This is a genomic window from Butyrivibrio hungatei NK4A153 (genome assembly GCF_000424465.1).
In the GTDB taxonomy this organism is placed as follows: domain Bacteria; phylum Bacillota; class Clostridia; order Lachnospirales; family Lachnospiraceae; genus Butyrivibrio; species Butyrivibrio hungatei_A.
In genome coordinates, this window is record NZ_AUJY01000002.1 from 134,347 (window position 1) to 160,554 (window position 26,208).

The window sequence follows — 26,208 nt, forward strand, 5'->3', positions numbered from 1 at the left end:
GGAGGAGGCAGTATGAAAAAAGCTTTTGACGAACTGGGGCACTATATCGACGTTACTTGGCATGTTATCAAGATGGCAATGATGACGATAATTGAATATCCCTCAAACATAGCGGGATGGCTGATATCTAACCCGCTTCAGTTCATTATGGGATTTGCGATCATTAAATTTGTAGTTGAATCTTTTGGAGAGATAAACGGCTGGAACTATGGACAACTTGCTTTTCTGTACGGAATCTCCGTCATATCCCATGCACTTTCGATGATCTTTTTTGTACAAGGCTGGTTCATGGGCTATTACGTTATCTACGGCGATTTTGACAGATATCTTACAAGACCGCTTGGGGTATTGTATCAGTTCTTTTTTACAAATATAAATGTGTTTGGCGTTACGGACCTGATTCCGGGAATTCTTGTATTTATCTATGGTTGTGCGAAATGTGAGATTAAGATCACGTTACTCTTTTGCATACAGGTTATCGTCATGCTGATAGGCGCAACGCTGATCAGAGGCGGATTGTACATCTTTCTCGGAAGCACATCTTTTTATACAAGAAGTGTGGTTGATTTTGGGCAGTACACACAGGAAATCATGGATAAGACGACCATGTATCCGATATCGATGTATCCGGAAAGCATGCAGTTTATCCTGACATATCTTATCCCGATCGGATGGGTGTCCTTTTATCCGGTGTCGTCGCTGCTTGGGATTTCAAGCGGAATTTGCGACGGACTGATCGTTCCTTTTGTTACATTACTTATTGGGCTTGTGATGATGCTGATTTCAGGAGCTTTTTTCACAAGGGGACTAAAAAAATACGAAAGTGCAGGTAACTGATCATGATAAAAGTTGAAAATTTGAGTAAGGATTATTTACTAAAGAAAAAAGAACCGGGACTTTCCGGAGCGTTGAAAGGACTTATAAAAACTGAGTACAAGACCATACATGCGGTTGACAATCTTTCTTTTAACATAGGAGAGGGAGAGATTGTCGGTTTCATCGGCCCCAACGGCGCGGGCAAGAGTACTACGATCAAGATGATGTCAGGTATTCTTACACCGACGAAGGGAAGCGTTTATATCGGCGGCGAAGATATTACCAAGCACAGAAAAGAAGTTGTGAAAAACATCGGTGTTGTTTTCGGGCAGAGATCGCAGCTTAATTGGGATCTTCGCCTCGGGGAGAGTTTTGAGCTTCTTAAGCATATTTATCGGATCGACCAAGCAGATTACGATAAGACGCTGGATGTTATGGATTCTATTCTTGGGATAAAAGAGCTTGTGGATAAGCCTGTGCGCCAGATGTCCCTCGGACAGCGCGTGAAGGGCGACCTAGTTGCGGCAATGCTCCACTCTCCGAAAGTTCTTTTCCTTGATGAGCCGACAATAGGGCTTGACGTATCTTCCAAGTTTGCGCTTCGCACATTTATAAAAGAAATCAATAAGATCAAAAAGACAACAATTATACTTACAACGCACGATCTGGGCGACATTCAGGAACTTTGCGAGCGACTGATAATCATTAACCACGGCGTTATGATGGAGGACGGGAACCTTTCGCAGATCATCGACAGAATCGCGCCGTACAAGACACTTGTTGTTGAGTATTATGATGAAGAAGCGCCGTCGCATGAGCGCTGCGAGCTTGTTGAGCATACCGACAATATCGCCAAGTACAAATTTATGAAAAAGGAAACGACGGCAGCAGAGATCATCGCTGACCTCTCAAAACAGAAGAATATCAAGGATGTTTCCATAGAGGAAGCGGGGATTGATGATATTATTAAGATTGCGTATGGAACGTAATGAAAATTGTTTTGCCCCAAAATGCATAAAACTATAGAGCAATGAGTGACCGATTTTACGGGTATAGAATCCGGAAATTGATATATACACGTAGAAGTAAGCGAATTCCGGACCAATTATACGGGCATAGAATCCGGAAATTGATATATTGCACGTAGAAGTAAGCAAATTCCGGACCAATTATACGGGCATAGAATCCGGAAATTGATATATTGCACGTAGAAGTAAGCAAATTCCGGACCAATTATACGGGCATAGAATCCGGAAATTGATATATTGCACGTAGAAGTAAGCAAATTCCGGACCGATTATACGGGCATAGAATCCGAAAATTGATATATACACGTAGAAGTAAGCGAAATCCGAACCGATTATACGGGCATAGAATCCGAAAATTGATATATACACGTAGAAGTAAGTGAAATCCGAACCGATTATACGGGCATAAATTTTGTAATCGAATCTGAGTAACTTGCATCGACTCAATCCTCCGCCTTATACTTGAATTATTTCACTTCGTAATTGTTCAAAAGTCATCTTGCCAAGACACTAGATTGTGAAATAAATATTTTACCAAAATCTAAAATATTATGGTATAACTTAAATATAATAATGATATAGGTGATAAAAGTTATTATGCAATTCTTAATCGTTTAATGTTTTTAGAGGAGGTAAAAGGAGGTTGCTTAGATTAACTGAAGTAGAAAACGGCAGGATCAGAGGTGTTGCGGGAGATGATCCGCGTGTAACGGTATTTAAGGGAGTACCTTATGCGGCACCGCCTGTCGGAATTAATAGATGGAAGGCACCAAAGCCTTGCAATGACTGGGATGGAATATATGAGGCGAACCAGTTTGCACCAATTCCTTATCAGGACACACCGGGGTTAGGTACTGATATTTATTGCAGAGAATGGCATGTCGATCCTGAAATACCGATGAGTGAAGACTGCCTTTATCTTAATATTTGGACCCCTGCGAAAAGCAAGGATGAAAAGCTTCCCGTACTTGTGTGGTACTACGGAGGCTCTTTCCAGTGGGGGTATACGGCAGAGATGGAGCTTGACGGAGAGGCACTGGCAAAAAGGGGTATTGTCGTTGTCTCTGTAGCATACAGACTTGGCTGTTTTGGAAATCTTGCGCATAAGGAACTTACTGAGGAATCACCCGATGCGCCCGGTAATTTCAGTCTTCTCGATCAGAAGGCGGGACTTCACTGGGTATATAGAAATATTGCGGCATTTGGCGGAGATCCGGATAATATCAAGATCGCCGGCCAGTCTGCAGGCGGAGCGTCGGTAATGAATCAGCTTGTTTGCGAAGACAACAGCAAGATAATAAAAGGCGCCGTTATATTTAGCGGAATTATAAAGCTTGATAAACCCGAGGATAAGCTCTTTACACCAAAGCCGCTTTCAGAGGCGGAAGAACTTGGCGCAAAGTTTATGGAGACGCTTGGCGTGGATGGAATTGAGGGAGCAAGAAGACTTAATTCAAAAACTATTCTTGAGGGTTATAATAAATATCTTTTGAATAATCCAATGATGGTTCCGATAATGGATGGAGTGTTCTGCAAGCAGAATACCACAGATGCCTTTGTAGAAGGAAAGTATCCCGATGTACCGGTTCTTACGGGAAATACAACGGATGAATTTATAGAAGACAATATAAACATGGTCGAGAAATCTGTAAAAGAGGTTTTGGCCGGAGCTAAGAAAAATAACCCCGACAGAGATTTCTATTACTACAGATTCTGTCCCGATATTCCGGGAGACGGTGCAGGAGATGAGGCATATCCGGGATGTTTTCACTCTGTTGATCTGTGGTTTTTCTTTGAGACTCTGGGAAAGAGCCACAGAGCTTATGAGGGAAGACATTACGATCTTGCGGCGCAGATGTGCGATTATTTTGCTAACTTTGTTAAGACAGGCAATCCTAACGGAACAGGTAAGGGTGGAAAAGAGCTCCCGACCTGGGGAACATACACTTCCGAAAATCCAAACGAGATGGAATTCACATCCCGCGGAGCAGTTCCTAAGAAGGAAGGCGGCATAAGGCAGAACACAAGGCGGCAGGGAATCAATCCCTATCTTCCGAACTGGGAGTACATTCCCGATGGCGAGCCCTATGTGTTCGGAGACAGAGTATATGTATACGGATCGCATGATATATACGGCGGCGAGACATTCTGCCTCGGCGATTACGTTTGCTGGTCAGCACCTGTAGATGACCTTGGAAACTGGAAGTATGAGGGCGTAATTTTCAAAAAGACACAGGATCCTCTCAATCCCGACGGACACATGTGCCTCTATGCGCCTGATGTTACGGTTGGTCCCGACGGTAGATATTATCTTTACTATGTGCTTGATAAGGTGAGCGTTGTTTCTGTTGCGGTAAGTGACAGACCTGCAGGCCCTTACGAGTTCTACGGGTATGTTCACTATGAAGACGGAGTTAAGCTCGGTGACAAAGAGGGCGATGAGCCTCAGTTCGATCCCGGAGTCATGACGGAAGGCGATGAAGTCTACATGTACACGGGCTTTTGCGGGCAGGGCGATAAGTCAAGGAGCGGAGCGATGTTTACAGTCCTTGATAAGGATATGCTTACGGTCAAAAAAGCTCCGAAGATAATCGCACCCGGCTCTGAATACAGCAAGGGAACATCCTTTGAAGGACATGCATTCTTTGAGGCTTCATCTATAAGAAAGCGCGGAGATATTTATTACTTTGTATATTCATCCGAAGTTATGCACGAGCTTTGCTATGCTACATCAAAGAGCCCCGAAGGACCTTTTGAGTACGGCGGAGTTATCGTAAGTAACTGCGATATGCACATTGATACATACAAGAAAGCGGATGAGCCGACAGCTTACGGCGCCAACAACCACGGAAGTATAATCGAGATTGGCGACGACTGGTACATCTTCTATCACAGACATACCAACGGAACGTGGTTTAGCAGACAGGGATGCGCGGAAAAAATCTCTTTTGCCCACGACGGAAGTATTCCTCAGGCTGAGATTACATCATGCGGTCTGAACGGCGGACCTCTTTCCGACAAGGGAGAATATCCCGCATACATTGCCTGCAACATCTTTACAAAAGAGCACAAGATGTATGTTGAGCCGGGCGCTCCCAGAGTTGTTCAGGTCGGTGGCGACGAATCATACGGAGAAAGTTATATCAAAGATATTGTTGACGGAACGACAATCGGTTTCAAGTACTTTGACTTCGAAAAGCTTACGGGACTTAGAATTAAGACAAGAGCTTACTTCAACGGAGACTTTGAGATCCTCACAGATCTAGACGGTGAGCCTCTTGGTAAGATTCATGCTATAGGCTCCAATATCTGGACTGCCGATGAATGCAGATTCGGTGCGGTTTCCGGAACGCATGCATTGTATCTTAGATATACAGGTACAGGAAACAGTAGTCTCTTGTCGATAGAGTTCTTGCATGATTGATATAGGAATAGTTTTATATTTACGGTGTAGCATAATTATGTTACACCGTATTTGTATAAAGGAGGTGTTGTTATGAGTGCTGAATTATACGATCAATTTGCAGCGAATAATCGTATTGATCAGGCAATAACCGAAGCAGAGGCTGAGTTTGAATTAACAGGTGAGGCGATAGACGCAAAGACAGCTTTTGATGAATTGGAGAAGAAGTATTTGGGATAAGTATCAAGTCAATGTGTATAAAAGGATATATAGAGATATTGATGGAATCTATTTGGCAGTTACAACTGCCAAAATGGAAATTCATCTATGGAGGAGTAAGCAATATGACAGAATTATTTTCTAAACCCGCTGCAGGAGGAATAATAGAAAGAATTATTGACGGAGAAGTATTTATCCTTCTGCAAGAGAGATATAAAGGTAATGATCGTGAAAATGGATTGGTAGAAATTCCCGCAGGTAAAATCAGAGAATTTGAGAATATTTATGATTGCCTGAGAAGGGAAATATCTGAAGAGACCGGTCTTGAGGTCACATATATTCAAGGAGAAGAAGAGTCAGTAATAGTTGAAAATAATGGTTATAAAGTCTTAAACTATACACCTTTTTCATGTTCCCAGAATGTTGAAGGGGACTACCCGATAATGGTTCAAGTCTTCATTTGCAGAGCCAGCGGAAAAGAGGTAGAAGAAACTAATGAATCGAGAAATCTTAGGTGGGTTTCACTGAATGATCTGAGGGATATGTTGAGAGATGAAGAGTCTTTCTATCCTATGCATGTTTCAACTCTAAAGAAGTATATCAAATCAAAAGATATGGAATAAAGAACATTGTCAGTGCTTTTCGAAGCTCGTTTTTTATGTTTACTAACCTTTTCATAGACAGCCCGGCCACAAGGTAACTGTTTAGAAATGCGCTGCTTTCGGACGAGCAAGATAATTTTCAAATTTTATCAAAAACGGGAATGCCGACTTCTCTGAGCAACGTCGAAAGGAGGCATTCCCGTTTTTGGTAAAATTATGAAAATTACTGCGCAGACGTACGCAACGCATTTCTAAACAGTTACCTTGTGGCCGCGCGTACGGAAAGGCAACACACTAATTGCACAGATCGCTCAGTTTCTTGCCGAAAAAGAAGTTGCGTTCAAGTTCGTAGAATTCTGTCCACATGGATATGGTGTTACACTTGCAGGCACGTGTGCATTCGGGAGCTCCTGTTTCGAGACAGGCTACGGGCGCAATCGTGCCTTCCATAAGTTCTATTATTTCTCCGACACTGTATTCTTCGGGACTTCTTAAGAGTTTGTAGCCGCCGTGCTTTCCGCTGGCGCCTTCGATAAGACCGCCTTTTACAAGTTCTTTTGCAATAATCTCAAGATACTTCTTGGAGATGTCCTGCCTTGTGGCGATATCCTTGAGAGGGATGTATTCATTTTCTGTGTGCTGCGCAAGATCGATCATAACGCGCAGGGCATAGCGTCCTTTGGTAGTAAACATGTGAACCTCCTATTTATACTGACATTGTACCCCATATTAATGAGATATAACAAAAACTTATTAGTGGCATGCTGATTTAGTTATCATAAAACCTATTGACGTAATAGGTAAATAGGAATAACATTAACACAACATAACACACACGATAAATAAATGCAAATGAAGGAGATAGATTATGAGTAATTACAGATTTGAAACATTACAGTTACACGTTGGACAGGAACAGCCTGATCCCGCTACAGACGCAAGAGCGGTTCCGATTTATCAGACTACATCATATGTATTTAGAAACAGCCAGCACGCTGCTGACAGATTTGGACTTGCTGATGCAGGTAACATCTACGGAAGACTTACAAATTCCACACAGGATGTATTTGAAAAAAGAATCGCAGCTTTGGAAGGCGGAAGCGCAGCACTTGCAGTTGCATCCGGCGCAGCAGCAATAACATATACAATCCAGGCACTTGCAGCTAACGGAGGACACATCGTAGCACAGAAGACAATCTATGGTGGAAGTTACAACCTCCTTGCACATACACTTCCTCAGTACGGAGTAAGAACAACATTTGTTGACGCACATAACCTTGCAGAGATCGAGGGTGCGATCGAGGAAGATACAAGAGCAATCTACCTTGAGACACTTGGAAATCCCAACAGTGATATTCCTGATATCGACGCAGTTGCAGAGATAGCACACAAGCACGGACTTCCTCTTGTTATCGACAATACATTCGGAACACCTTACCTTATCAGACCTATCGAGCACGGTGCTGACATTGTTGTACATTCAGCAACAAAGTTCATCGGTGGTCACGGAACAACTCTTGGCGGTGTGATCGTTGAGTCAGGTAAGTTCGATTGGAAAAAGAGCGGCAAGTATCCTAACATCGCAGCTCCCAATCCCAGCTACCACGGCGTATCATTCTATGATGCCGTAGGACCTGCTGCATTCGTTACATTTATAAGAGCTATCCTTCTCAGAGATACAGGAGCAACAATTTCTCCGTTCAACGCATTCCTGCTTCTTCAGGGACTTGAGACACTTTCACTTCGTCTCGAGAGACATGCGGAGAACACCAAAAAGGTAGTTGAGTTCCTTTCAAAGCATCCTCAGGTTGAGAAGGTTAACCATCCTTCACTTGCAGATCATCCCAATCACGCTCTCTATGAGAAGTACTTCCCCAATGGCGGAGCTTCAATCTTCACATTTGAGATCAAGGGCGGAAAAGAGGCTGCTTGGAAGTTTATCGATAACCTTGAGATTTTCTCACTTCTTGCAAACGTTGCCGATGTAAAGAGCCTTGTTATCCATCCCGCAACAACAACTCATTCTCAGCTTAACGATGATGAGCTCAAGGATCAGGGAATCTCACAGAGCACAATCAGACTCTCAATAGGTACAGAGCATATCGATGATATCATCGAGGACCTTGAGAAAGGATTTGCTGCTGCAAAGTAATATAGAACACGCGCGAAATTTGCGGCACGAAGTGCCTTCCTATGCAAATTTCTGTGCATACGAAGCTTCTTCATAACAAACTTAATAAATATATAGTGCCCATTCGCACAGATAAAACAAGTGATAACAAGAGCTCATTTGCCCAAGTTATCACTTATTTTTGTGTCATGTTTTTTATTTCTTTTTCACAAGTTTCTTTATTATCTCGATATAGCTCTGAGTCAGCGGCGATACCCCCACAGAATTTTTGAGGATATATCCGACTTCCATGTAATCATCAACTTTAAGCGGGCGCGCGACTATATTTGCTCCGTTCAGATTTTCATTGATCACACCGCTACAGATTGTGTAGCCGTTTAGCCCTATCAGCAGGTTAAAAAGAGTCGCTCTGTCGCAGACAACAAGATCTTTGTCGGAGTCCTGAGTACTGAGTATCTCTTCTGAGAAGTAAAAAGAGTTGTGCGTTCCCTGCTCGTAAGATAGCCTTGGGTAAGGTTTTAAATCATCAAGCGTAAGACTTTTTTTCTTGGCAAGAGGAGAGTTCTTTCCGATGAACACATGAGGCTTTGCCTTGAATAACGGAGTAAAAGACAAGTCATTATCGCGAAGCTCCTTTTTTATGACCGTCTCGTTAAATTTATTCATATACAACACGCCAATCTCGCTTCTAAGGCGCGCGACGTCCTCGATGATGTCGTAGGTCTGGGTTTCCCTCATGTGAAACTCATACTTTTCACCGCCGTGTTTTTTTAACAGCTCGACAAATGCTTCAACGACAAAAGAGTAGTGCTGGGAAGAGATGTAGAACTTTGTCTTTCCGACAGGCTTTCCCGTGTATCGTTCTTCGATAAGATTTGCCTGTTCAAGGAGCTGGCGTGCATAGCCAAGAAACTCGGTTCCTTCGGTGGTTATACTGATTCCCCTCTTTGTTCTGTTGAAGATTGTTATTTTATATTCTTTTTCAATTTCCTGAATAGCGCTGGTAAGACTTGGCTGGGCGATAAAGAGCTTTTTGGCAGCTTCTGTGATGTTGCCTGTTTCAGCCACGGTTACCACGTAATTTAATTGTTTTAGTGTCATGAAGTAAGTATATCATCTATTATAGGTTAAATCTATGATATAAGGTATAAAAAACATATTTTACCTATGGATAAAAACTGGTTATACTTCTATTTACCACAGTGAAACAGGCGCAGTGTGCCGAAGAACAAGAGATAAAGAACAATGCTTATTGGCGTTGCATAAATACACATTTATAAGAGAGGAAAGCGTATGAGAACAGCGGTTATCGGATACCCAAGAGTGGGAAAAGACAGAGAACTTAAATTTGCATCTGAGAAATACTTTAAGAATGAAATAGACGAAAAAGAGCTCAAAACTACAGCACTAAAATTAAGAAAAGAGAACTTGGAGCTTCAGAAAGCAAGCGGAATAGATTTTATTTCTGTAAACGATTTTTCTTTTTATGACAATATGCTTGATGTTGCTGTGCTTTTCAATATCATACCGGACAGATACAGAGAGCTCGGACTTTCTGATATAGATACTTTTTTTGCCATGGCCAGGGGCTATCAGGGAGAAAAGGGAAACGTCAAAGCATTTGCAATGAAGAAGTGGTTTAACACAAACTATCACTACCTTGTTCCTGAGATTGACGACAACACGCAGATCAAGCTCGTCGGAACAAAGCCTTTTGACGAGTTCAAGGAGGCATCTGAGTATGCAGATAATCTTAAGGTCAGCATTATCGGACCTTTTACATTTTTGAAGCTTGCAAGATTTACAGGAAAAAAGAACATTTCAGATTTTGAGCAGGTTCTTGCAAAAGAGTATGTGACATATCTTTCAAAGCTTGGAGAGATCGGCGCAAAGTGGGCTGAGTTTGACGAGCCTTATCTTGTGAGAGATCTTTCGCTTGATGACATTAAGCTTTTCGAGAGACTGTATCGTAGTATTCTTGCCGGAAAGGGAAACACCAAGGTTCTTCTTCAGACATACTTCGGAGATGTGCGAGATATTTACAACTTACTTACACAGCTTGATTTTGATGCGGTTGGTCTGGATTTCATTGAGGGGAAAGAATCTCTTGAGCTTGTCAAAAAGAACGGCTTCCCTGCAGATAAGCTCCTTTTTGCGGGAGTGGTTAACGGCAAAAATATCTGGAAGAATAATTACGGTAAGTCTCTTGAAATAATAAGAAAGCTTCAAGGTGTTACAGGTGCGGACAACATTGTTGTAAATACATCCTGTTCGCTTCTTCATGTGCCGTACACACTTGAGAGTGAGCACAAGATTTCCGATGAGTACAAGAAGCATTTCGCGTTCGCAAAAGAGAAATTGTCAGAGCTTAAGGATATAGCGGAGCTTGCGGATGAGAAGGATGTAAAGAAGGTATCAGCCTCTGTAAAGTTTGCGGCAAACGCAGAGCTTTTTAAGAACAGAGTTGATAGCGTAGATGAGGCGGTAAGAGAGAGAGTTTCAAATATAAAAGAGAGCGACTACGAGAGAAGTCCTGAGTTTAATGAGAGAGAAAAGATTCAAAAAGATAAATTGGGACTCCCTCTTTTCCCCACAACTACAATAGGTTCGTTCCCTCAGACTACGGATGTAAGAAGGAACAGACAGGACTACAGAAAAGGAAATATCAGCAAAGAACAGTATGTTGCCTTTAACAAAGAGAAGATTAAAAAGTGCATAGAGTTTCAGGAGGAGATAGGGCTCGACGTACTTGTTCACGGTGAATACGAAAGAAATGACATGGTCGAGTATTTTGGAGAACACCTCTCGGGATATGTGTTCACTGAGAAGGCGTGGGTTCAGTCCTACGGTACAAGATGCGTTAAGCCTCCGATCATCTGGGGCGACGTATCAAGAAAGAGCCCTATTACCGTAGAATGGTCAAAATACGCAAAGAGCTGCTCAAATAAGCCTATGAAGGGAATGCTCACAGGACCTGTTACTATCCTTAACTGGTCTTTCCCGAGAGAAGACATTTCCATTAAGGAGAGCATTTTGCAGCTTGCGCTTGCGATAAGAGATGAGGTTCTTGACCTTGAAAAGGCGGGAATTGAGATCATCCAGATCGATGAGGCGGCGCTCAGGGAAAAGCTCCCTCTTAGAAAGTCAGACTGGTACAGCGAGTATCTTGATTTTGCGATTCCCGCATTCAGACTTGTGCACAGCGGGGTAAAGCCGGAAACACAGATTCACACTCATATGTGCTACAGCGAGTTTACGGATATCATTCCTGTGATCGATGCTATGGATGCGGACGTTATTACTTTTGAGGCTTCAAGATCCGATCTTCAGATTCTTGATTCGTTAAAGGCAAATAACTTCAAGACGGAAGTAGGTCCCGGTGTCTATGACATTCACAGTCCCCGTGTTCCTTCCGTTCAGGAGATTGTGGATGCACTTGGTAAGATGCGTGGCAGGATCGATGACAGCAAGCTCTGGGTAAATCCCGACTGCGGACTTAAGACAAGGGGAATTCCCGAGACCAAAGAGAGCCTTATAAATCTTGTTAAGGCAGCAAAGACAGTGAGAGGATAAGTAAGAAGTTGAAAGTATCGGATTTATATAAAGAAGGCAGAAAAACTCTTTCATTTGAGATTTTTCCTCCGAAAAAAGATAAGGTGCTTGAGGCGATAGATGAGACACTTGATGTTCTCTGTGAACTTAAACCGGATTTTATAAGCGTGACTTTCGGAGCGGGCGGAAGCGTAGGTTCAAACAATACGATTGAGATTGCAAAGAAGATAAAGCATAAATATGGCGTTGAACCTGTGGTTCATTTAACGAGTCTTCACTATGACAAGAATGAGATTGATGAGTTTGCGGCGGCTCTTAAGAATGAAGGGATTGAAAACATCCTTGCACTTAGAGGCGACAGAAATGCGAATATTCCAGAGAAAGATGATTTTCATTATGCTTCGGATGTAATTTCATATATGAAGGATAAGTATGATTTTTGTGTACTCGGCGCATGCTATCCCGAAATGCATCCGGAGACTGCAACTGAAGAGGATGAGCTTAAGAATCTCAAGACTAAGGTGGACAGCGGAGCGGAGGTGCTTCTTTCGCAGCTCTTTTTCGACAATGACAAGTTCATGAACTTCAGGGAAAAGAGTAAGGCTAAGGGCATAGAGGTTCCGATGATCCCGGGAGTTATGCCTGTTATCAACGCCGCACAGATAAAGAGAATGCTCACGATGTGCAACGCTACTTTCCCCGAGAGATTTAAGAAGATCACGGAAAGGTACGAGAACAACAAGGAAGCTCTTTTTGATGCGGGAATGTCATATGCGCTCAGTCAGATCATAGACCTTCTTGTGAGTGACATCGACGGAATACATCTGTATACGATGAACAATCCCGTAGTGGCAAGGAGAATCTGCGAAGGTATTAAGAATATAGTATGATGCAGGCGCCAATAAACAATTAGTGAATTAAAAAAATAGTTCGGATAGCAGATATAGAGTCGCTGTCCGAACTTTTGTTTATTGGATTGCGAAAAATCTAAGTTGTATTATAATATGATTGCATTCGGGTAAAAATATGGCCGATGTAATCAGGTTTTTTATAACAGAAATGAGGGATGAAAAGTGGACAGTTTAGAAATTTTGCGTAATCTTGCGATCATAGTTATTGCGGCTAAGTTTTGCGGACTTGGAGCAAGGAAACTCAAGGCGCCTCAGGTGGCGGGAGAGATTATTGCGGGCCTTATCATAGGACCTACAATACTTAATATCGTATCTGAGAGTGATTTCTTTTCACAGATGGCGGAAATCGGCGTTATTCTTCTTATGTTCAGTGCCGGACTTGAGACTAATATCGATAATCTCAAAAAGTCAGGTATAAAAGCTACAATACTTGCGTGCGCGGGAGTTGGAATTCCGCTTGCTTTCGGAACTGTTCTTTATATGTGCTTCTACGGATTTGCGGCTCCGGGAAGTGTCGAGTTTATGAGAGCTCTTTTCATCGGAACAATTCTTACGGCAACTTCTGTAAGTATAACCGTTCAGGCACTCAGAGAGCTTGGAAAGATCTCAACTGAGGTAGGAACTACAATAATGAGTGCTGCGATAATAGATGACGTTATCGGTATCGTTGTGCTTACAGCCGTTATCGGTATGAAAGATCCAAGTGCAAATATCGGAATGGTGTGCGTTAAGACTGTTCTTTTCTTTGCGTTCTCTTTGGTTGTGGGAATTATTATCTTTAAGATAATGCAGAAGCTTGATACAAAGTGGCGTCATACAAGACGTATTCCCATTATGGGACTTGCGCTCGCTCTTGTATTTTCCTATATTGCGGATAAGTATTTTGGAGTTGCGGACATCACAGGTGCATTTGTTGCGGGAATTATCTTAAGCTCGCTTGATGATTCCGAGTATATCGACAGAAAAATGGATATAAACTCATATATGATATTCGGACCTGTTTTCTTTGCAAGTGTAGGACTTCAGACTAATTTAAGATCCGTTGATACAACGGTTATTGTATTTTCTCTTGCATTTGTTATAGTCGGCCTTCTCGGTAAGATAGTGGGTTGCGGACTTATGGCCAAAGTCCTTGGATATAACGGCTCCGACAGTCTTAAGATCGGTGTCGGAATGATGACAAGAGGAGAGGTTGCGCTTATCGTTGCGCAAAGAGGACTTAAGGCGGGGATCATCGACAGCAGGTATTTTACTGCGGTAATCCTGCTTATCGTTATCAGTTCTATATTGACGCCTGTTATTTTGAAAGCAATCTATGCTCATGATGACAAGAAGGCAGCAGCGTAAAAAAGTTTTCAGATATTTTTTGATATATATAATATATCGCTGATGATTGAATTAAATAATATGTGTAATTGAATAAACAGTATAGTGAATTCAGAAAGATTGAACTTACTGTGAACAATGTTTGAACTTGTGCACGTCCCTCTTTTAAGGACGTGCACTTTAGTTTATAATAACTTTATAGCAAATTTATTTTTACAAAATAGTAGTAATATTTTTTTTATTTTTTTTCTTGGGAAGTATAGGATTATGGCACATAATGTAAAGAGGATATGTCTGAATTGCGGAAGGACATTTGTGGCACGTAACGGTAATTGGGCTTTTTGCTCGGTCGGTTGTAAGAGACTATATAACAATCACATTAGTTTCAGATGCAAAGAATGTAGGAATGCTTCATGCAAAGTACGAAACAATTCACTTGTAAATTCGCCGCCGGACTGCGAATATTTGAACAATCCGGAAAGGCTTGATACTGTAAGATCGGCACCCTGGTAAAACGGGGTGCTTTTTTGTTCTTTTCTGTATCTTATGATATACTTTCGCCTATATTATTAGTTCGGAGGAAAGACAAATGGCATGTTCTTACAACGTGATATTTGATATGGACGGAGTTATATTTGATTCCGAGAGAGCCTGCCTTTCATGCTGGTATGAGCTTGGGGAAAGATTCGGGCTCGGAGATGTGGAGCCTGTCTTTAAGAGGTGCATAGGTACCAATAACGCACAGACACACGATATTGTTGAGAATGCATATGCGGACAAGTTAGGAGCGGGCATAGCGGATAAGCTGCTTGCGGAGAGCTCAAAACTGTTCCATGAGAAATTCGACGGTGGAAGGCTTCCCGTTAAGAATGGAGTAAAAGAGATACTGGAATATCTTAAAGATAAAGGCGTTAAGGTAGGTGTTGCTTCATCCACAAGGAAAGCGCTTGTCATAAGCGAACTTACAGATGCGGGATTCATAGGCTATTTCGATATGGTTGTCGGAGGAGATGCCGTAAAGATAAGTAAACCTAATCCTGAGATATATACAATCGCATGCAGAGAACTCGGAGTGAATCCAAGTGAGACCTTTGCGATAGAAGATTCCTATAACGGGATAAGAGCAGCAGAGGCAGCAGGAATGCGCCCCATAATGGTACCGGATATAATTGGCCCCGATGATGAGATGCGTGATCTTTCGGAAGTGGTATGTGATGACCTTAGCGCGGTTGTCCGTTTTTTTGAAAAGTTATAATGTAAGAGGAGTTTGAATTATGAAGAAAAAATTATTATTAATCACAATGGCAATTTCAATTGTAATGACAGCATGTGGCTCTGAAAATTTAGAAACTACAGACAATGCTGATTCAAATAGTATAGAAATCACTGATGATGATGGTTCTGATGCTGACATGGAATTATCGGAGGATGCTGTTGCAGATGGCTCCGAGGATATTACGGGTGATGGTGATGATGAAAATGCAAACGAAAGCACTATAGGTGATCTTTCGAGTGAGATTAAGGCAAAAGTAGAAGGTATTCAAGCTTCAGGTTGTACGCTTCAGGAGGAGTTAGAACAAGTTGAGTCACTTGAAGCTGCATATACAGATATTGCGGCTGAAACGCAGATGGAGATGAACATGGTGGCTTCTTATGGTACTGAGGTTTGGGATGCTGAGCTTAATGGTCTTTGGAAGAGAATGAGCAATGAACTTGATGCCACAACAAAAGAAAAGGTACTGAAAGAACAACGTGAATGGAATGAGATAAAAGAAAAGGCAGCTAAGGGAATGACTACAATGTATGAAGGCGGATCGATTCAGCCGATGATTTACGCACAAGAACTTGCAAATATTAACAAAAACAGATGCTACGTGTTAGCATCCATTTATGCAAAGAAATTAGGTCAGAGCGTTAAGATCCCTGCTCGTAAAGAATATGGGGCTTATATAGACAATCAGGGTACAGGTGATGCTTACAGTGAGCTTTATATTTACGAAGGACAGGAGTCCGGTTCAGCATTTGCCGATATTGGAATTTACAAACTTACAACTTTTCACGGTGATGTTACTAAAACTTCGGATGGTTATGATTTTGAAGATCAAGAAGGTCGCGTGAAAGGTAAGATTACATATAGCAATGAGGGAGCATGTTTCGAAGTGACAGAAAGTGCAGACGGTCCTGCAAATGTTGGGGATAAATATGAATTCCCTTGGGCATTTTAAAATGATGAGTTGGAAGAGGAAGAATCTGCTGAATGAGATGCAGCAAAATAAATACTAAGAAAAGAGTTTGTTGTAATGAGTAAAAAGAATTTAATGGTAATATTCCCGGGAATGGGTTACAACTCATCAAGGCCTATTCTCTACTATACGAGGAAACTGGCGCAAAAGTACGGTTATGAGATACGCGAAGTAAGTTTTGAACTTCCCGAGAAAGCATCTGCTGTAAAGGGAAATCCGGAAAAGATGCTTGAGGCGTTTAACATCGCTCTTTCACAGGCAAAAGAGCAGCTTAAGGATATTGAATATTCTGCATATGACAGAATTATTTTTGCGGGAAAGAGTATCGGAACAGCGATAGCGGCCGAGTATGACAGGCAGGAGAATGTGAATGCCGAGCATATTGTCTTTACACCGGTGGCACAGACCTTTAAATATCTTAGAAAAGAATGCGGAGTTGTTGTTCACGGAACGAGCGATCCGTGGTGCGATACGCCATTTGCAGATGAGAAGTGCAAAGAACTTGGTATTGATTGCATAAAAATTGCCAACGCCAATCATTCACTTGAAACTGATTCAGTGCAGACTGACATTGGCAATTTAGCATGTATAATGAAAAACGTGGAGGATTTCATAAACACTTAATTAGATAGATTTTTTCAAAATAGGTTTTTTCATAATTGATTTAATAACTTTTGGGCATTTTCACTGCCGTGCTTTGCGGCGTAGGATGCCCATTTTTTTGCTTTTTCCGGATTGGGTTCTCCGAAATCTCCTTTAAAATAACCTTCTGCAATTGCTTCTGCTGCTTCTATACTTCCGCGGCCGGCTTTATCTATAAGATCCAAAAGTTTCTGTTTTTTATCCATATAAAAATTGTCCTTTCATTAGCATTGATGCGTTATATATTAGCAACTTCCGTATCGGTAAGCAAGTGCTTCGGATTTTCATGGTGCGGCCTTTGAGTGGTTATTGGTATTTTTGTAGCGTATCATCTCTACAGTCTGGCTATCGGTCTCAAAATCAAATATCAGATCGAATGAAGGAAAATGATATTCAAAAGAATAGGAAGGGTCGTTTGAGTCCGTGGCGTCCGGAAATCCGTATGCATCAAGCACATCTTGCTCTGAATTTCCAAGACCGACATTTTTGGATGTCTTTATATCGGGGTTGTAGATGTAGAGAAGTACTGAAGCCTCCTTTCCGTCGATAATTGCTGTATCGAACTGTATTTTTGCGGTAGAAAAGACGTAATTTTTATATTCATCATCTATACAAGAAAGTTTTGGGTCGTAATCACCTAGTTCTGCAAGAACTGCCTCTGCATCATTTAAAACTGATAAGTCTTTTCCATTGTATTTAACCAAAGAATCGGGATTCTTTGATGAAGTATTTTTTTCGGATGAAATCTGTAGTACATTGTCTGTTTTTGCATCATCATCTTCTGCCTTTGCATCTGAGCTATCTATATTAACATTTGTTTTTGAGACCTCGTTGCTTTGGGGATCAGCGTCATTGGATTCTTTTCCGCTGCATCCTATAAGTATGAGTATCAGCACAGATGTAATAGCGGCGATACTTTTTCTGTTCATATCGTGTCTCCTAAAATAAGCATCGAGTGTATTATTGGTTCTAATACACTTATACTACTAGGATAGTCTTGGGTCAATAGAATGTTACGGAAAAGTTAAAAAAGTCCTAGAAGGAAAGAAAAATGCTAAAAGTTATCGTTTATATGATATACTTTACGAGAGTAAAGGAGGCATTATTTATGAGCATAAGAATAGGAATTTTAGGATATGGAAATCTCGGAAAAGGAGTTGAACTTGCAGTTAAGGCAGCTCCCGATATGGAACTCGTGGCAGTGTTCACAAGAAGAGATCCCAAGACACTTCAGATTAAAACACAGGGCGTTCCTGTTGTTTCTACAAATGATATAGAGAGCTGGAAAGATAAAGTTGACGTTATGATCCTTTGCGGAGGAAGTGCAACAGATCTTCCCGTGCAGACTCCTCAGTATGCAAAGATGTTCAACGTTGTTGATAGTTTTGATACACATGCAAGAATTCCCGAGCATTTTGCAAACGTTGATGCTGCCGCAAAAGAGTCAGGAAAAGTTGCCGTTATTTCATGCGGATGGGATCCCGGAATGTTCTCTCTTGCAAGAGTTTATTCAAATGCGATCCTTCCCGAAGGAAATGATTACACATTCTGGGGCAAGGGTGTTTCTCAGGGACATTCGGATGCTATCCGTCGCGTAAAAGGCGTTAAGAATGCAAAACAGTATACAATCCCTGTTGAGAGCGCACTTGAGGCAGTAAGAAGCGGTCAGAATCCTAAGCTTACAACACGTCAGAAGCATACAAGAGAATGCTTTGTTGTACTTGAAGAGGGGGCTGACGCAGCAGCTGTAGAAAAAGAGATCAAGGAAATGCCCAACTACTTTGCTGATTATGACACAACAGTTCACTTCATCAGTGAAGAGGAACTTTTAAAGAATCACAGCGGAATGGCTCACGGCGGATTCGTATTCAGAAGCGGCAAGACAGGTGCAGACAAAGAGCACAACCATGTTATTGAGTACAGCTTAAAGCTTGATTCAAACCCTGAATTTACAACCAGCGTTCTTACAGCGGTTGCACGTGCTGCTTTCCGTATGTACAATGAAGGACAGAAGGGATGCAAGACTATGCTTGATATTGCTCCTTCTTATTTATCAGATAAGAGCGGTGAGGAGCTTAGAGCACACTTACTGTAAGACAGATTGTTTACTTTGCACAGAAAGACATAAGGTATGGTAGGAATTAAGGACATAGCTAGAGAAGCCGGAGTATCCATAGCAACTGTCTCAAATGTTCTGCATGGTAAGCGGAACATGAGTGATAAGACAAGGGAGAAGATTCTTGCAATTGCCAAGGAACTGGGCTACGAACTGCCAAAAATCCGAATAAAGGAAAAAAGTAGCGAAAACAAAACTATAGTAGTTAATTTCAGTGACTTCGATACCAATTTTTATCTGAATATACTCCATGGTATAAGCGATTATGCATATTCCAAGGATTATGACATTATGGTGTGCACAAGCAGAAATGCCGAAAAATATATGTCCGATGCGTACTCCGCGGGATGCATCAACATCGATTACAGATGTGAGGATTCCATGCTGATAAAGGCAGCGGAGAACAACTATCCGATAATAGTTCTTGATAGGGAGATAAATCATTCGGGAATAAAGAGCGTGATAGTAAATAACTATGATGCAGAAAAAGAGATGGTTGAGACACTTATCAAGTCGGGATATGAGCGCTTTGCTTATTTATCCGGTATGGATACGGATGATAACAAGGAGAGATACCGTGCATTTCGTGATGCTCTTTCGGCCTACGGGATAACTTTTCACAGAAGAGATTATTACGAGGGAAACTGGAGGGAAAAGAGCGGAACGCAGGCGGCAAGATTGTTGATGCTTTCGGAGCACATGCCACAGGTTCTTGTGTGTGCAAACGATATGATGGCTATTGGCGCTATGAGAAAGTTTAAGGAAGCGGGACTGCGCGTTCCTGAAGACATAGCGGTCTGTGGCTTTGACGATGCTTTTGTTTCCAAGTACATGGGACTTACTACCGTAGAGGTTCCGAATTACGAGAGAGGTTTCCTTGCAGCCCAGTCTCTTGTTGAGCTTATTGAAGGGACGGGAAGCTACGAATCTCTCAAGATCGGTGCGAGGATAAAGTGGAGGAATTCCGCTTTAGTTAAAACAAGTTAAATCAATAATGTTTTACTAAAAAAGAGGTGGATTTTACTAAAATCGCCTCTTTTTATATTGATTTTACATAATAATACAAGGTTCAAACTGACAATACCTCTAAAAAACAGATGGGGTATTGTCTTTTTTTAGTAAAAAATAGGATTATGTAGTTAAGAAGATAACCTTTTTACCTTATTTAAGGGGAGTTATGGGAAAGGAGTAGTAATTAACTATGAGGAATAACAGATTGTTTGCAGCACTTTTGGCAACGGCTATGCTTGCAGGTTCCGTACTTACCGGTTGTGGAGCATCGTCTTCACAGGCAGCAGGTGGAGATTCTGCCGGCGGTGCAGGAACAAAAAGTGCCGGCGCAGGGGGTAAATTTACAATTTTCCAGTCAAAGACTGAGATTATGGATCAGCTTAATCAGCTTGCCAAAGATTACAAGGATGAAACCGGTGTTGAGATCGAGGTATGGGAGACAAGTGGTGACAACTACTACAAGGATCTTAAAACAGGTATTTCTACAGAGTCAGGCCCTGTACTGTTTTCACTTGCACCCGGTTCTGAGTCTGTTGAGATGAAAGATTATCTCGAAGATGTAAGCGACCTCTCTTTTATGAGCAAGATAAGCGATAATCTCAAAGATTCTGTAGACGGAAAAGTTGTGGGGGTTCCTTATACGATCGAGGGATTTGGACTTGTATATGACGGCAATCTTGTAGATACATCAAAGATAGGTTCAACCGACGCACTTATTGATTTTCTTAAAGAAGCAAAGGGTAAGGGAATAAACGGACTTGGACTTTCACAGGAAGATTATTTCCTTATAGCACATATATTGAATACACCGTTTGCGGTTCAGGACGATCCTGATGCATACCTTCAGCAGGTATTAAACGGCGAAGTAAAAATGAAAGACAACGATGCATTCAAAGAGTTTGCAAAACTTATGGAAGCAATCCGTGAGAATTGCACAAACCCTGTAGATGTTACATACGACAACAACTGCGGTGATTTCGCAACAGGTAAGGCTGCAATGATTCACCAGGGTAACTGGGCATACGGAATGTTCAAAGATTACGATGTGGATTTTGACATGGGTATCGCTCCCGTGCCGATCAAGGGCAATAAGAAAGTAGCAGTTTCTGTTCCCGCAGCGTGGTACATCAATGTTGATGCTTCGGATGAAGAGAAGACTATGGCAAAAGATTTTCTTGAGTGGCTTTACACAAGCGATAAAGGAACAGATTATCTTATGAATCAGTTTGGGTTCGTTCCTGTTGTAGACGGAATGACTTCAGACAAACTCGATCCTCTTTCAAAGTCAATCTCAGAGGCATCAAAGGACAGCATTCCGTGGGTGATGAGCAACTGGCCTGCAGGAATCATTACAACAAGTCTTTCACCTATCACACAGGAATTCTTTACAAATCCTTCAATGACGGGTGAGGAACTTATCGACAAGCTTAACGAAGCATTTGTAAATGCAAAATAAGGTTTTTAACGGTATGAGGGTGCTGTAACAGCATATGTTGCAGCACCTATTATGGAGATAAAGGTATGAAGATTAAAAAAAGATGGTACGCATTGTTTACGGCGCCGCTTATGTTCACATTCTTTGTGGTTGTGATCATTCCGTTTTTTATAGGAATCGGATATTCATTTGTGGAATGGGACGGATTTGCCAAACACGCCGCAAACTTTGTAGGGATGAGTAACTATAAAGCGGTATTCGGAGACAGACAGTTTATAAACGCAGCAGCAAGGACAACGATTTTTACAGTCATAAGTGTAATAACCGTAAATGTCCTGGGATTGTTTTTTGCCCTTCTCGTAACTACGGGGCTCAAGGTAAAGAACTTTGCCAGAACCATGCTTTTTTTACCATATCTTATCGGTGGACTTATCTTGGGATATATCTGGAAGAGCGTGTTCAGTGAGTTCTTCCTTAGCGTGGGTTTTGGTAACTGGCTTACGGATTCAACAAAATCAATAATCGCGATGATCGTTGTAACAACATGGCAGCTTGCAGGTTACGTGATGATCGTGTACATAACGGGAATCATGGCAATTCCGGATGATGTTATGGAGGCTGCGGCAATTGACGGAGCGAACTATTTTCAGACTCTGTTCTCAATCAAGTTCCCGCTTCTTATGCCGTCATTTACGATATGCCTGTTCCTTGCCCTTTCAAACTGTTTCAAGATCTACGATGTCAACGTATCTCTTACGGGCGAAGGAGCAAATTTCCAGTCTGAGATGTTCTCGCTTAATATCTACAACGAGATTTTCAGTCTCAGTAATTTCGGATACGGTCAGGCTAAGGCAATTATCTTTTTCCTGATCATTGCGATAGTTACCTTTGTTCAGGTATCGATAACAAAGAAAAGGGAGGTGGCAATGTAAATGGCTAAAAGTGTAAAAAAGATTATTCCGAACGTACTTGTTGCACTTATGTGTTTACTGTACCTGTTCCCGATTTATCTGATACTTACGAATTCATTTAAGAGCAGAGCCGAGATGTACAAAAACATGGTGGCGCTTCCGGGGAAGTTCTCGTTTAAGTACTATACTTCCGCAATCGGAAAGATGAATTTCACAATATCTTTGTTTAATTCGATCGTCATTACGATTGTTTCGATAACTATCATTGTTGTTTTGTCTGCGATGACTGCATGGATGTTTGTGAGAAGTGCAAACAAGCTGAGTATAGCACTTTTCTCAATTCTTGTGGCAACTATGCTGATTCCCTTCCAGACTATAATGATGCCTCTTATGCAGGAGATGAACAAGATTAGTAAGGTTACAGGCCTTCAGATGACAGACTCCGTCGGCGGACTGATATTTATGTATATCGGTTTTGGCGCAGGAATGGGCGTATTTCTTTATCACGGTTTTATATCGTCGATTCCCGTATCTTTGGAAGAGGCGGCAATTATTGACGGATGCAGCGTTTGGACATTGTTCTGGAGGATTGTTTTCCCGATTCTCAAACCTACTACGATGACACTTATTATTCTTGATGTTATCTGGATATGGAATGATTATCTTTTGCCTTCGCTTACTCTTAAGTCTACGGCAAACAGAACAATACCGATCTCAACTGCAAAGTTTTTCGGGCAGTATACGATCAGCTGGAATGAAGCTATGGCGGCTCTTGTTATAACAATTATTCCTGTTGCGATTTTCTATCTTGCGGCACAGAAATATATTGTAAAAGGCGTGGCAGCAGGAGCTGTAAAGGGATAAAAAGCAGGGAAAAGTATATGAAGCGTATCATTACAAGACAGGAAAATTTTGAGGAAAAAGAAGTCAATCTTCATGAGGCTCTTTTTTCCAATGCAAACGGATATATAGGCGTGAGGGGTAATGTCGAAGAAGGTGTTCCTTGTGGCTGGAATACCATGCGCGGAACGTACATAAACGGTGTGTACGAGATTATCCCGATGAAACAGGCAGAGAGTCTGTGCAACCTTATAGAGAAGAAACAGACGATGCTAAATGTTGCAGACACTCAGACAATATGCCTTATAGCGGACGGTGACAGGTTCGACTTAACTACAGGAAAAGTACGTACGAACGAGAGAATCCTTGATATGGAGCAGGGCGTCACGAGGCGCCATGTAATCTGGATTTCCCCTGACGGAAAAGAAATAGAACTTTCGGTTACAAGGATGACATCATTTCTGATTCCTTCTCTTTTCACAATTGAGTACAACGTGAAGGCGTTAAATTTTGACGGGGAAATAGAGATAGAGTCATATCATATTGCGGATGTAAGGAACTACTCAAACCCTGACGATCCGAGGCTTGCCGATGACAGCGGAGCACTTCTTAATGTTGAGGTTGTGAAGTGGCGCGAGGATATGAGCGTTGCGGTAAGCACGACAGATGTCAGCGGAATAACAGTGGCGTCAGCAGTTTCGCACAGGTTAAGGCTTCCCGGCAAAGCGGAGATTAGTTACGGCAAAGAAGAGGGAAGGACTCTTTACCATGTTAAGGCTGAAGTTAAGCAGGGAGAGGAACTTTCGCTTATAAAATATTCAACGTTCTCGGATTCTGTCCGCGAAGACGATCCTGAGGAGTTTGCAAGGGAAACTCTTAAGGAAGCAATGAGAGGAAATCTTGCGGATATTTATGAGAGGCAAAAAGAGTATGTCACAGAGTTCTTTGACAATTCTGAAATGGAAATTGACGGAGATGAAGAGCTTGGACAGGCCGTAAATTTCAATATGTATGAGCTTTTTCAGTCGGCGACGCGTGACAAACATTGCAGTATAGCGGCGAAGGGGCTTTCGGGTGAAGGCTACGAAGGTCATTATTTCTGGGATACAGAGATGTATGTAGCACCTTTTTTCATACTGACCAATCCTGAACTTGCCAAAAATATATTGCAGTATAGGTACGGAATTCTTGATAAAGCAAGGGAAAATGCGGCTCTTTTGGGACATAAGAAGGGAGCTCTTTATCCCTGGAGAACGATCACGGGAGAAGAGTGCTCGGGATATTTTCCGTCAGGAACCGCTGCGTATCACATTAACGGTGCGATAGCTTATACGATCGTGCAGTATTATCTCACGACTGGAGACCTTGATTTCATGCTTGATCAGGGCGAAGAGATGCTTCTTGAGACGGCAAGGCTCTGGCTTGATGTCGGAAATTATGACAGACAGGGGCGCTTTGTGATCAATGAAGTGACGGGGCCCGATGAATATACGTGTATGACTGACAACAATTATTACACCAATTGTTGCGCGGCTTACAACATGAGTATGGCGGTTTCTTTTGCCGAGAAGCACGCGTCAAGTAAGAGGTTAAAAGAGCTTCTTAATAAACTCGGTGTGACAACCAAGGAGCTTAAGGAGATAAAGGCAGCAGCGGAAAAGATGTACTTTCCTTATGATGAGGAACTTGGCATTAATCCTCAGGATGATTCATTTTTGCAAAAGCCTGTGTGGGATCTTAAGAACACGCCTAAAGAGGAATTTCCGTTACTTCTTCACTATCATCCTCTTCATTTGTACAGATATCAGGTCTGCAAGCAGGCTGACACCGTACTTTCTTACTTTCTGTTTGAGGATAGGCAGCCTAAGGAGGTTATGAAAAAGAGCTTTGAATATTATGAGAAGATCACGACTCATGATTCTTCTCTTTCAACTTGTGTGTTCAGTATTGTTGCGTCAAGACTTGGCATGCACAAAAAAGCTGTGGATTATTTCGGAGACTCGATAAAACTCGATCTGTTGAATACGCACAACAACTCCGGAGACGGCGTTCATACGGCAAATATGGGCGGAAGCTACATGGCGATAGTAAACGGCTTTGCGGGGCTACGGATAAACGCGGAAGGGATTTCGGTCGATCCGTTCTTGCCGACGGGCTGGAAGAAGTACAGCTTCAAGATTAAGTACAGAAAGAGCCTTTTGAAATTTACCGTCACCAAGAGCGGAGCAGTCTGCGAAGTATTAAGGGGAGAAAAGATCGAGGTAAAAGGCGTAAAAGAAATGAGGTATGAAAAATGAAAGCAGTAATCTTTGACCTTGACGGAGTAATCTGTTTTACCGATAAGCTCCACTACAAGGCGTGGAAAACCGTTGCCGATGAGCAGGGGATATATTTTGATGAGAAGATAAATGACAGATTACGCGGAGTCAGCAGAATGGCTTCGCTTGATATTATCTTGGAGAAGGCAGGCAGAACGTATTCTGCTATTGAAAAAGAAAAAATTGCAGAAGAGAAGAATAATATCTATGTGTCACTTCTTGATACCATGAGTGAAAAAGATCTTGATGTCTCGGTCAAGAATGCGCTTGATACATTAAGGTCGAGAGGGACGCTTCTTGCAATAGGTTCAAGCAGTAAGAATACCAAGAAAATACTTGAGAAGCTTGGGCTTAAAGACTATTTTGACGCTGTTTCCGACGGAACAAATATAACAAAATCAAAGCCCGATCCGGAAGTCTTTTTAAAGGCGGCAGAGATGCTCGGAGTAGAACCTTCGGATGCGATAGTTGTGGAAGACGCTCTTTCGGGCATAGATGCGGCACTTGCGGGAGGTTTTAAATGTATCGGAATAGGTGAGGCATCAACTCATCCACAGGTGACTTATCCGATTAAGGATATGACCGAACTTCCTGATGTAGTGCTGTGTGATACGGCCTGTTTATCGGGTTGAAGTGAAATATAGATTAATCTAATGTAGAAGAATTGTAATGTTTTTTTATGGTGACTAATATTGAGAAGATTC

24 protein-coding genes are annotated in these 26,208 nt (G+C 41.9%); 20 read left to right on the forward strand and 4 right to left on the reverse strand.

Annotated features, from left to right (window positions below):
• The first annotated feature begins 12 nt into the window (after window positions 1-12).
• The 5 genes from G628_RS0103465 to G628_RS0103485 all read left to right on the forward strand — a co-directional run bounded on the left by G628_RS0103465 (window position 13) and on the right by G628_RS0103485 (window position 6,089).
• Complete coding sequence (locus G628_RS0103465) at window positions 13-837, forward strand: ABC transporter permease (RefSeq protein WP_026667136.1); 825 nt, start codon at window positions 13-15, stop codon at window positions 835-837.
• A 2-nt stretch (window positions 838-839) separates the two neighbouring features.
• Window positions 840-1,805: an ABC transporter ATP-binding protein gene (locus tag G628_RS0103470; RefSeq protein WP_242827160.1), complete on the forward strand. Its 966-nt coding sequence runs from the start codon at window positions 840-842 to the stop codon at window positions 1,803-1,805.
• A 682-nt stretch (window positions 1,806-2,487) separates the two neighbouring features.
• Window positions 2,488-5,268 (forward strand): carboxylesterase family protein, encoded by a 2,781-nt coding sequence (locus tag G628_RS19285; RefSeq protein WP_330365412.1) that lies wholly within the window; start codon window positions 2,488-2,490, stop codon window positions 5,266-5,268.
• Between the two features lie 72 nt (window positions 5,269-5,340).
• The gene (locus G628_RS19100; RefSeq protein WP_185750438.1) at window positions 5,341-5,487 is read left to right on the forward strand and encodes a hypothetical protein; all 147 of its coding nucleotides are present in this window, start codon (window positions 5,341-5,343) and stop codon (window positions 5,485-5,487) included.
• A gap of 104 nt (window positions 5,488-5,591) precedes the next feature.
• A complete protein-coding gene (locus G628_RS0103485) occupies window positions 5,592-6,089 on the forward strand; it encodes an NUDIX hydrolase (protein ID WP_027208461.1) in 498 nt (165 codons plus the stop codon).
• A gap of 273 nt (window positions 6,090-6,362) precedes the next feature.
• On the opposite strand, the gene G628_RS0103490 is transcribed toward G628_RS0103485, so the two are convergent.
• Complete coding sequence (locus G628_RS0103490) at window positions 6,363-6,761, reverse strand: RrF2 family transcriptional regulator (protein WP_026655988.1); 399 nt, start codon at window positions 6,759-6,761, stop codon at window positions 6,363-6,365.
• A 175-nt stretch (window positions 6,762-6,936) separates the two neighbouring features.
• Here G628_RS0103490 and G628_RS0103495 point away from each other — a divergent pair, with 175 nt between their 5' ends.
• Window positions 6,937-8,220, forward strand: a complete 1,284-nt coding sequence (locus G628_RS0103495) for an O-acetylhomoserine aminocarboxypropyltransferase/cysteine synthase family protein (protein WP_027208462.1) — start codon at window positions 6,937-6,939, stop codon at window positions 8,218-8,220.
• Window positions 8,221-8,394: 174 nt separating this feature from the next.
• Here the strand turns inward: G628_RS0103495 and G628_RS0103500 are convergent, their stop codons facing one another.
• Entirely contained in the window at window positions 8,395-9,300 is a 906-nt protein-coding gene (locus G628_RS0103500) for a LysR family transcriptional regulator (protein ID WP_027208463.1), read from the reverse strand.
• A 192-nt stretch (window positions 9,301-9,492) separates the two neighbouring features.
• On the opposite strand from G628_RS0103500, the gene metE reads away from it, so the two are divergent.
• The 7 genes from metE (at window position 9,493) to G628_RS0103530 (ending at window position 16,855) form a co-directional block, all read left to right on the forward strand.
• Window positions 9,493-11,772 carry a 5-methyltetrahydropteroyltriglutamate--homocysteine S-methyltransferase gene (metE, locus tag G628_RS0103505; RefSeq protein ID WP_027208464.1) on the forward strand — a complete coding sequence of 760 codons (2,280 nt, stop codon included), beginning with the start codon at window positions 9,493-9,495 and terminating at the stop codon, window positions 11,770-11,772.
• Window positions 11,773-11,780: 8 nt separating this feature from the next.
• Window positions 11,781-12,641 (forward strand): methylenetetrahydrofolate reductase [NAD(P)H], encoded by an 861-nt coding sequence (gene metF / locus G628_RS0103510; RefSeq protein ID WP_027208465.1) that lies wholly within the window; start codon window positions 11,781-11,783, stop codon window positions 12,639-12,641.
• Window positions 12,642-12,824: 183 nt separating this feature from the next.
• Window positions 12,825-14,009 carry a cation:proton antiporter gene (locus tag G628_RS0103515; RefSeq protein WP_026667143.1) on the forward strand — a complete coding sequence of 395 codons (1,185 nt, stop codon included), beginning with the start codon at window positions 12,825-12,827 and terminating at the stop codon, window positions 14,007-14,009.
• 246 nt (window positions 14,010-14,255) lie between these two features.
• Window positions 14,256-14,501 (forward strand): hypothetical protein, encoded by a 246-nt coding sequence (locus G628_RS18395; protein ID WP_074461911.1) that lies wholly within the window; start codon window positions 14,256-14,258, stop codon window positions 14,499-14,501.
• A gap of 76 nt (window positions 14,502-14,577) precedes the next feature.
• On the forward strand, window positions 14,578-15,243 hold the full coding sequence (locus G628_RS0103520) for an HAD family hydrolase (protein ID WP_027208466.1): 666 nt from the start codon (window positions 14,578-14,580) through the stop codon (window positions 15,241-15,243).
• Window positions 15,244-15,262: 19 nt separating this feature from the next.
• The gene (locus tag G628_RS0103525; RefSeq protein WP_027208467.1) at window positions 15,263-16,213 is read left to right on the forward strand and encodes a lysozyme inhibitor LprI family protein; all 951 of its coding nucleotides are present in this window, start codon (window positions 15,263-15,265) and stop codon (window positions 16,211-16,213) included.
• A 75-nt stretch (window positions 16,214-16,288) separates the two neighbouring features.
• Window positions 16,289-16,855: an alpha/beta hydrolase gene (locus G628_RS0103530; protein ID WP_026655982.1), complete on the forward strand. Its 567-nt coding sequence runs from the start codon at window positions 16,289-16,291 to the stop codon at window positions 16,853-16,855.
• 29 nt (window positions 16,856-16,884) lie between these two features.
• Here the strand turns inward: G628_RS0103530 and G628_RS0103535 are convergent, their stop codons facing one another.
• Together G628_RS0103535 and G628_RS0103540 are read right to left on the reverse strand one after the other, a co-directional pair.
• Complete coding sequence (locus tag G628_RS0103535; RefSeq protein ID WP_026655981.1) at window positions 16,885-17,079, reverse strand: SEL1-like repeat protein; 195 nt, start codon at window positions 17,077-17,079, stop codon at window positions 16,885-16,887.
• A 78-nt stretch (window positions 17,080-17,157) separates the two neighbouring features.
• Window positions 17,158-17,802, reverse strand: coding sequence for a hypothetical protein (locus G628_RS0103540; protein WP_026667145.1), 645 nt, complete (start codon window positions 17,800-17,802; stop codon window positions 17,158-17,160).
• 179 nt (window positions 17,803-17,981) lie between these two features.
• On the opposite strand from G628_RS0103540, the gene G628_RS0103545 reads away from it, so the two are divergent.
• The 7 genes from G628_RS0103545 (at window position 17,982) to pgmB (ending at window position 26,136) form a co-directional block, all read left to right on the forward strand.
• The gene (locus G628_RS0103545) at window positions 17,982-18,968 is read left to right on the forward strand and encodes a diaminopimelate dehydrogenase (RefSeq protein ID WP_026655979.1); all 987 of its coding nucleotides are present in this window, start codon (window positions 17,982-17,984) and stop codon (window positions 18,966-18,968) included.
• A 36-nt stretch (window positions 18,969-19,004) separates the two neighbouring features.
• The gene (locus tag G628_RS0103550) at window positions 19,005-19,976 is read left to right on the forward strand and encodes a LacI family DNA-binding transcriptional regulator (RefSeq protein ID WP_027208468.1); all 972 of its coding nucleotides are present in this window, start codon (window positions 19,005-19,007) and stop codon (window positions 19,974-19,976) included.
• Window positions 19,977-20,190: 214 nt separating this feature from the next.
• Complete coding sequence (locus G628_RS0103555) at window positions 20,191-21,456, forward strand: sugar ABC transporter substrate-binding protein (RefSeq protein ID WP_026655977.1); 1,266 nt, start codon at window positions 20,191-20,193, stop codon at window positions 21,454-21,456.
• Window positions 21,457-21,521: 65 nt separating this feature from the next.
• Window positions 21,522-22,367: a carbohydrate ABC transporter permease gene (locus tag G628_RS0103560; RefSeq protein ID WP_026655976.1), complete on the forward strand. Its 846-nt coding sequence runs from the start codon at window positions 21,522-21,524 to the stop codon at window positions 22,365-22,367.
• Complete coding sequence (locus tag G628_RS0103565; RefSeq protein ID WP_027208469.1) at window positions 22,368-23,210, forward strand: carbohydrate ABC transporter permease; 843 nt, start codon at window positions 22,368-22,370, stop codon at window positions 23,208-23,210.
• A gap of 17 nt (window positions 23,211-23,227) precedes the next feature.
• Entirely contained in the window at window positions 23,228-25,483 is a 2,256-nt protein-coding gene (locus G628_RS0103570) for a glycoside hydrolase family 65 protein (protein WP_034500601.1), read from the forward strand.
• Entirely contained in the window at window positions 25,480-26,136 is a 657-nt protein-coding gene (pgmB, locus tag G628_RS0103575; protein WP_027208471.1) for a beta-phosphoglucomutase, read from the forward strand. The genes G628_RS0103570 and pgmB overlap by 4 nt, the downstream gene beginning before the upstream one ends.
• Window positions 26,137-26,208 lie beyond the last annotated feature (72 nt).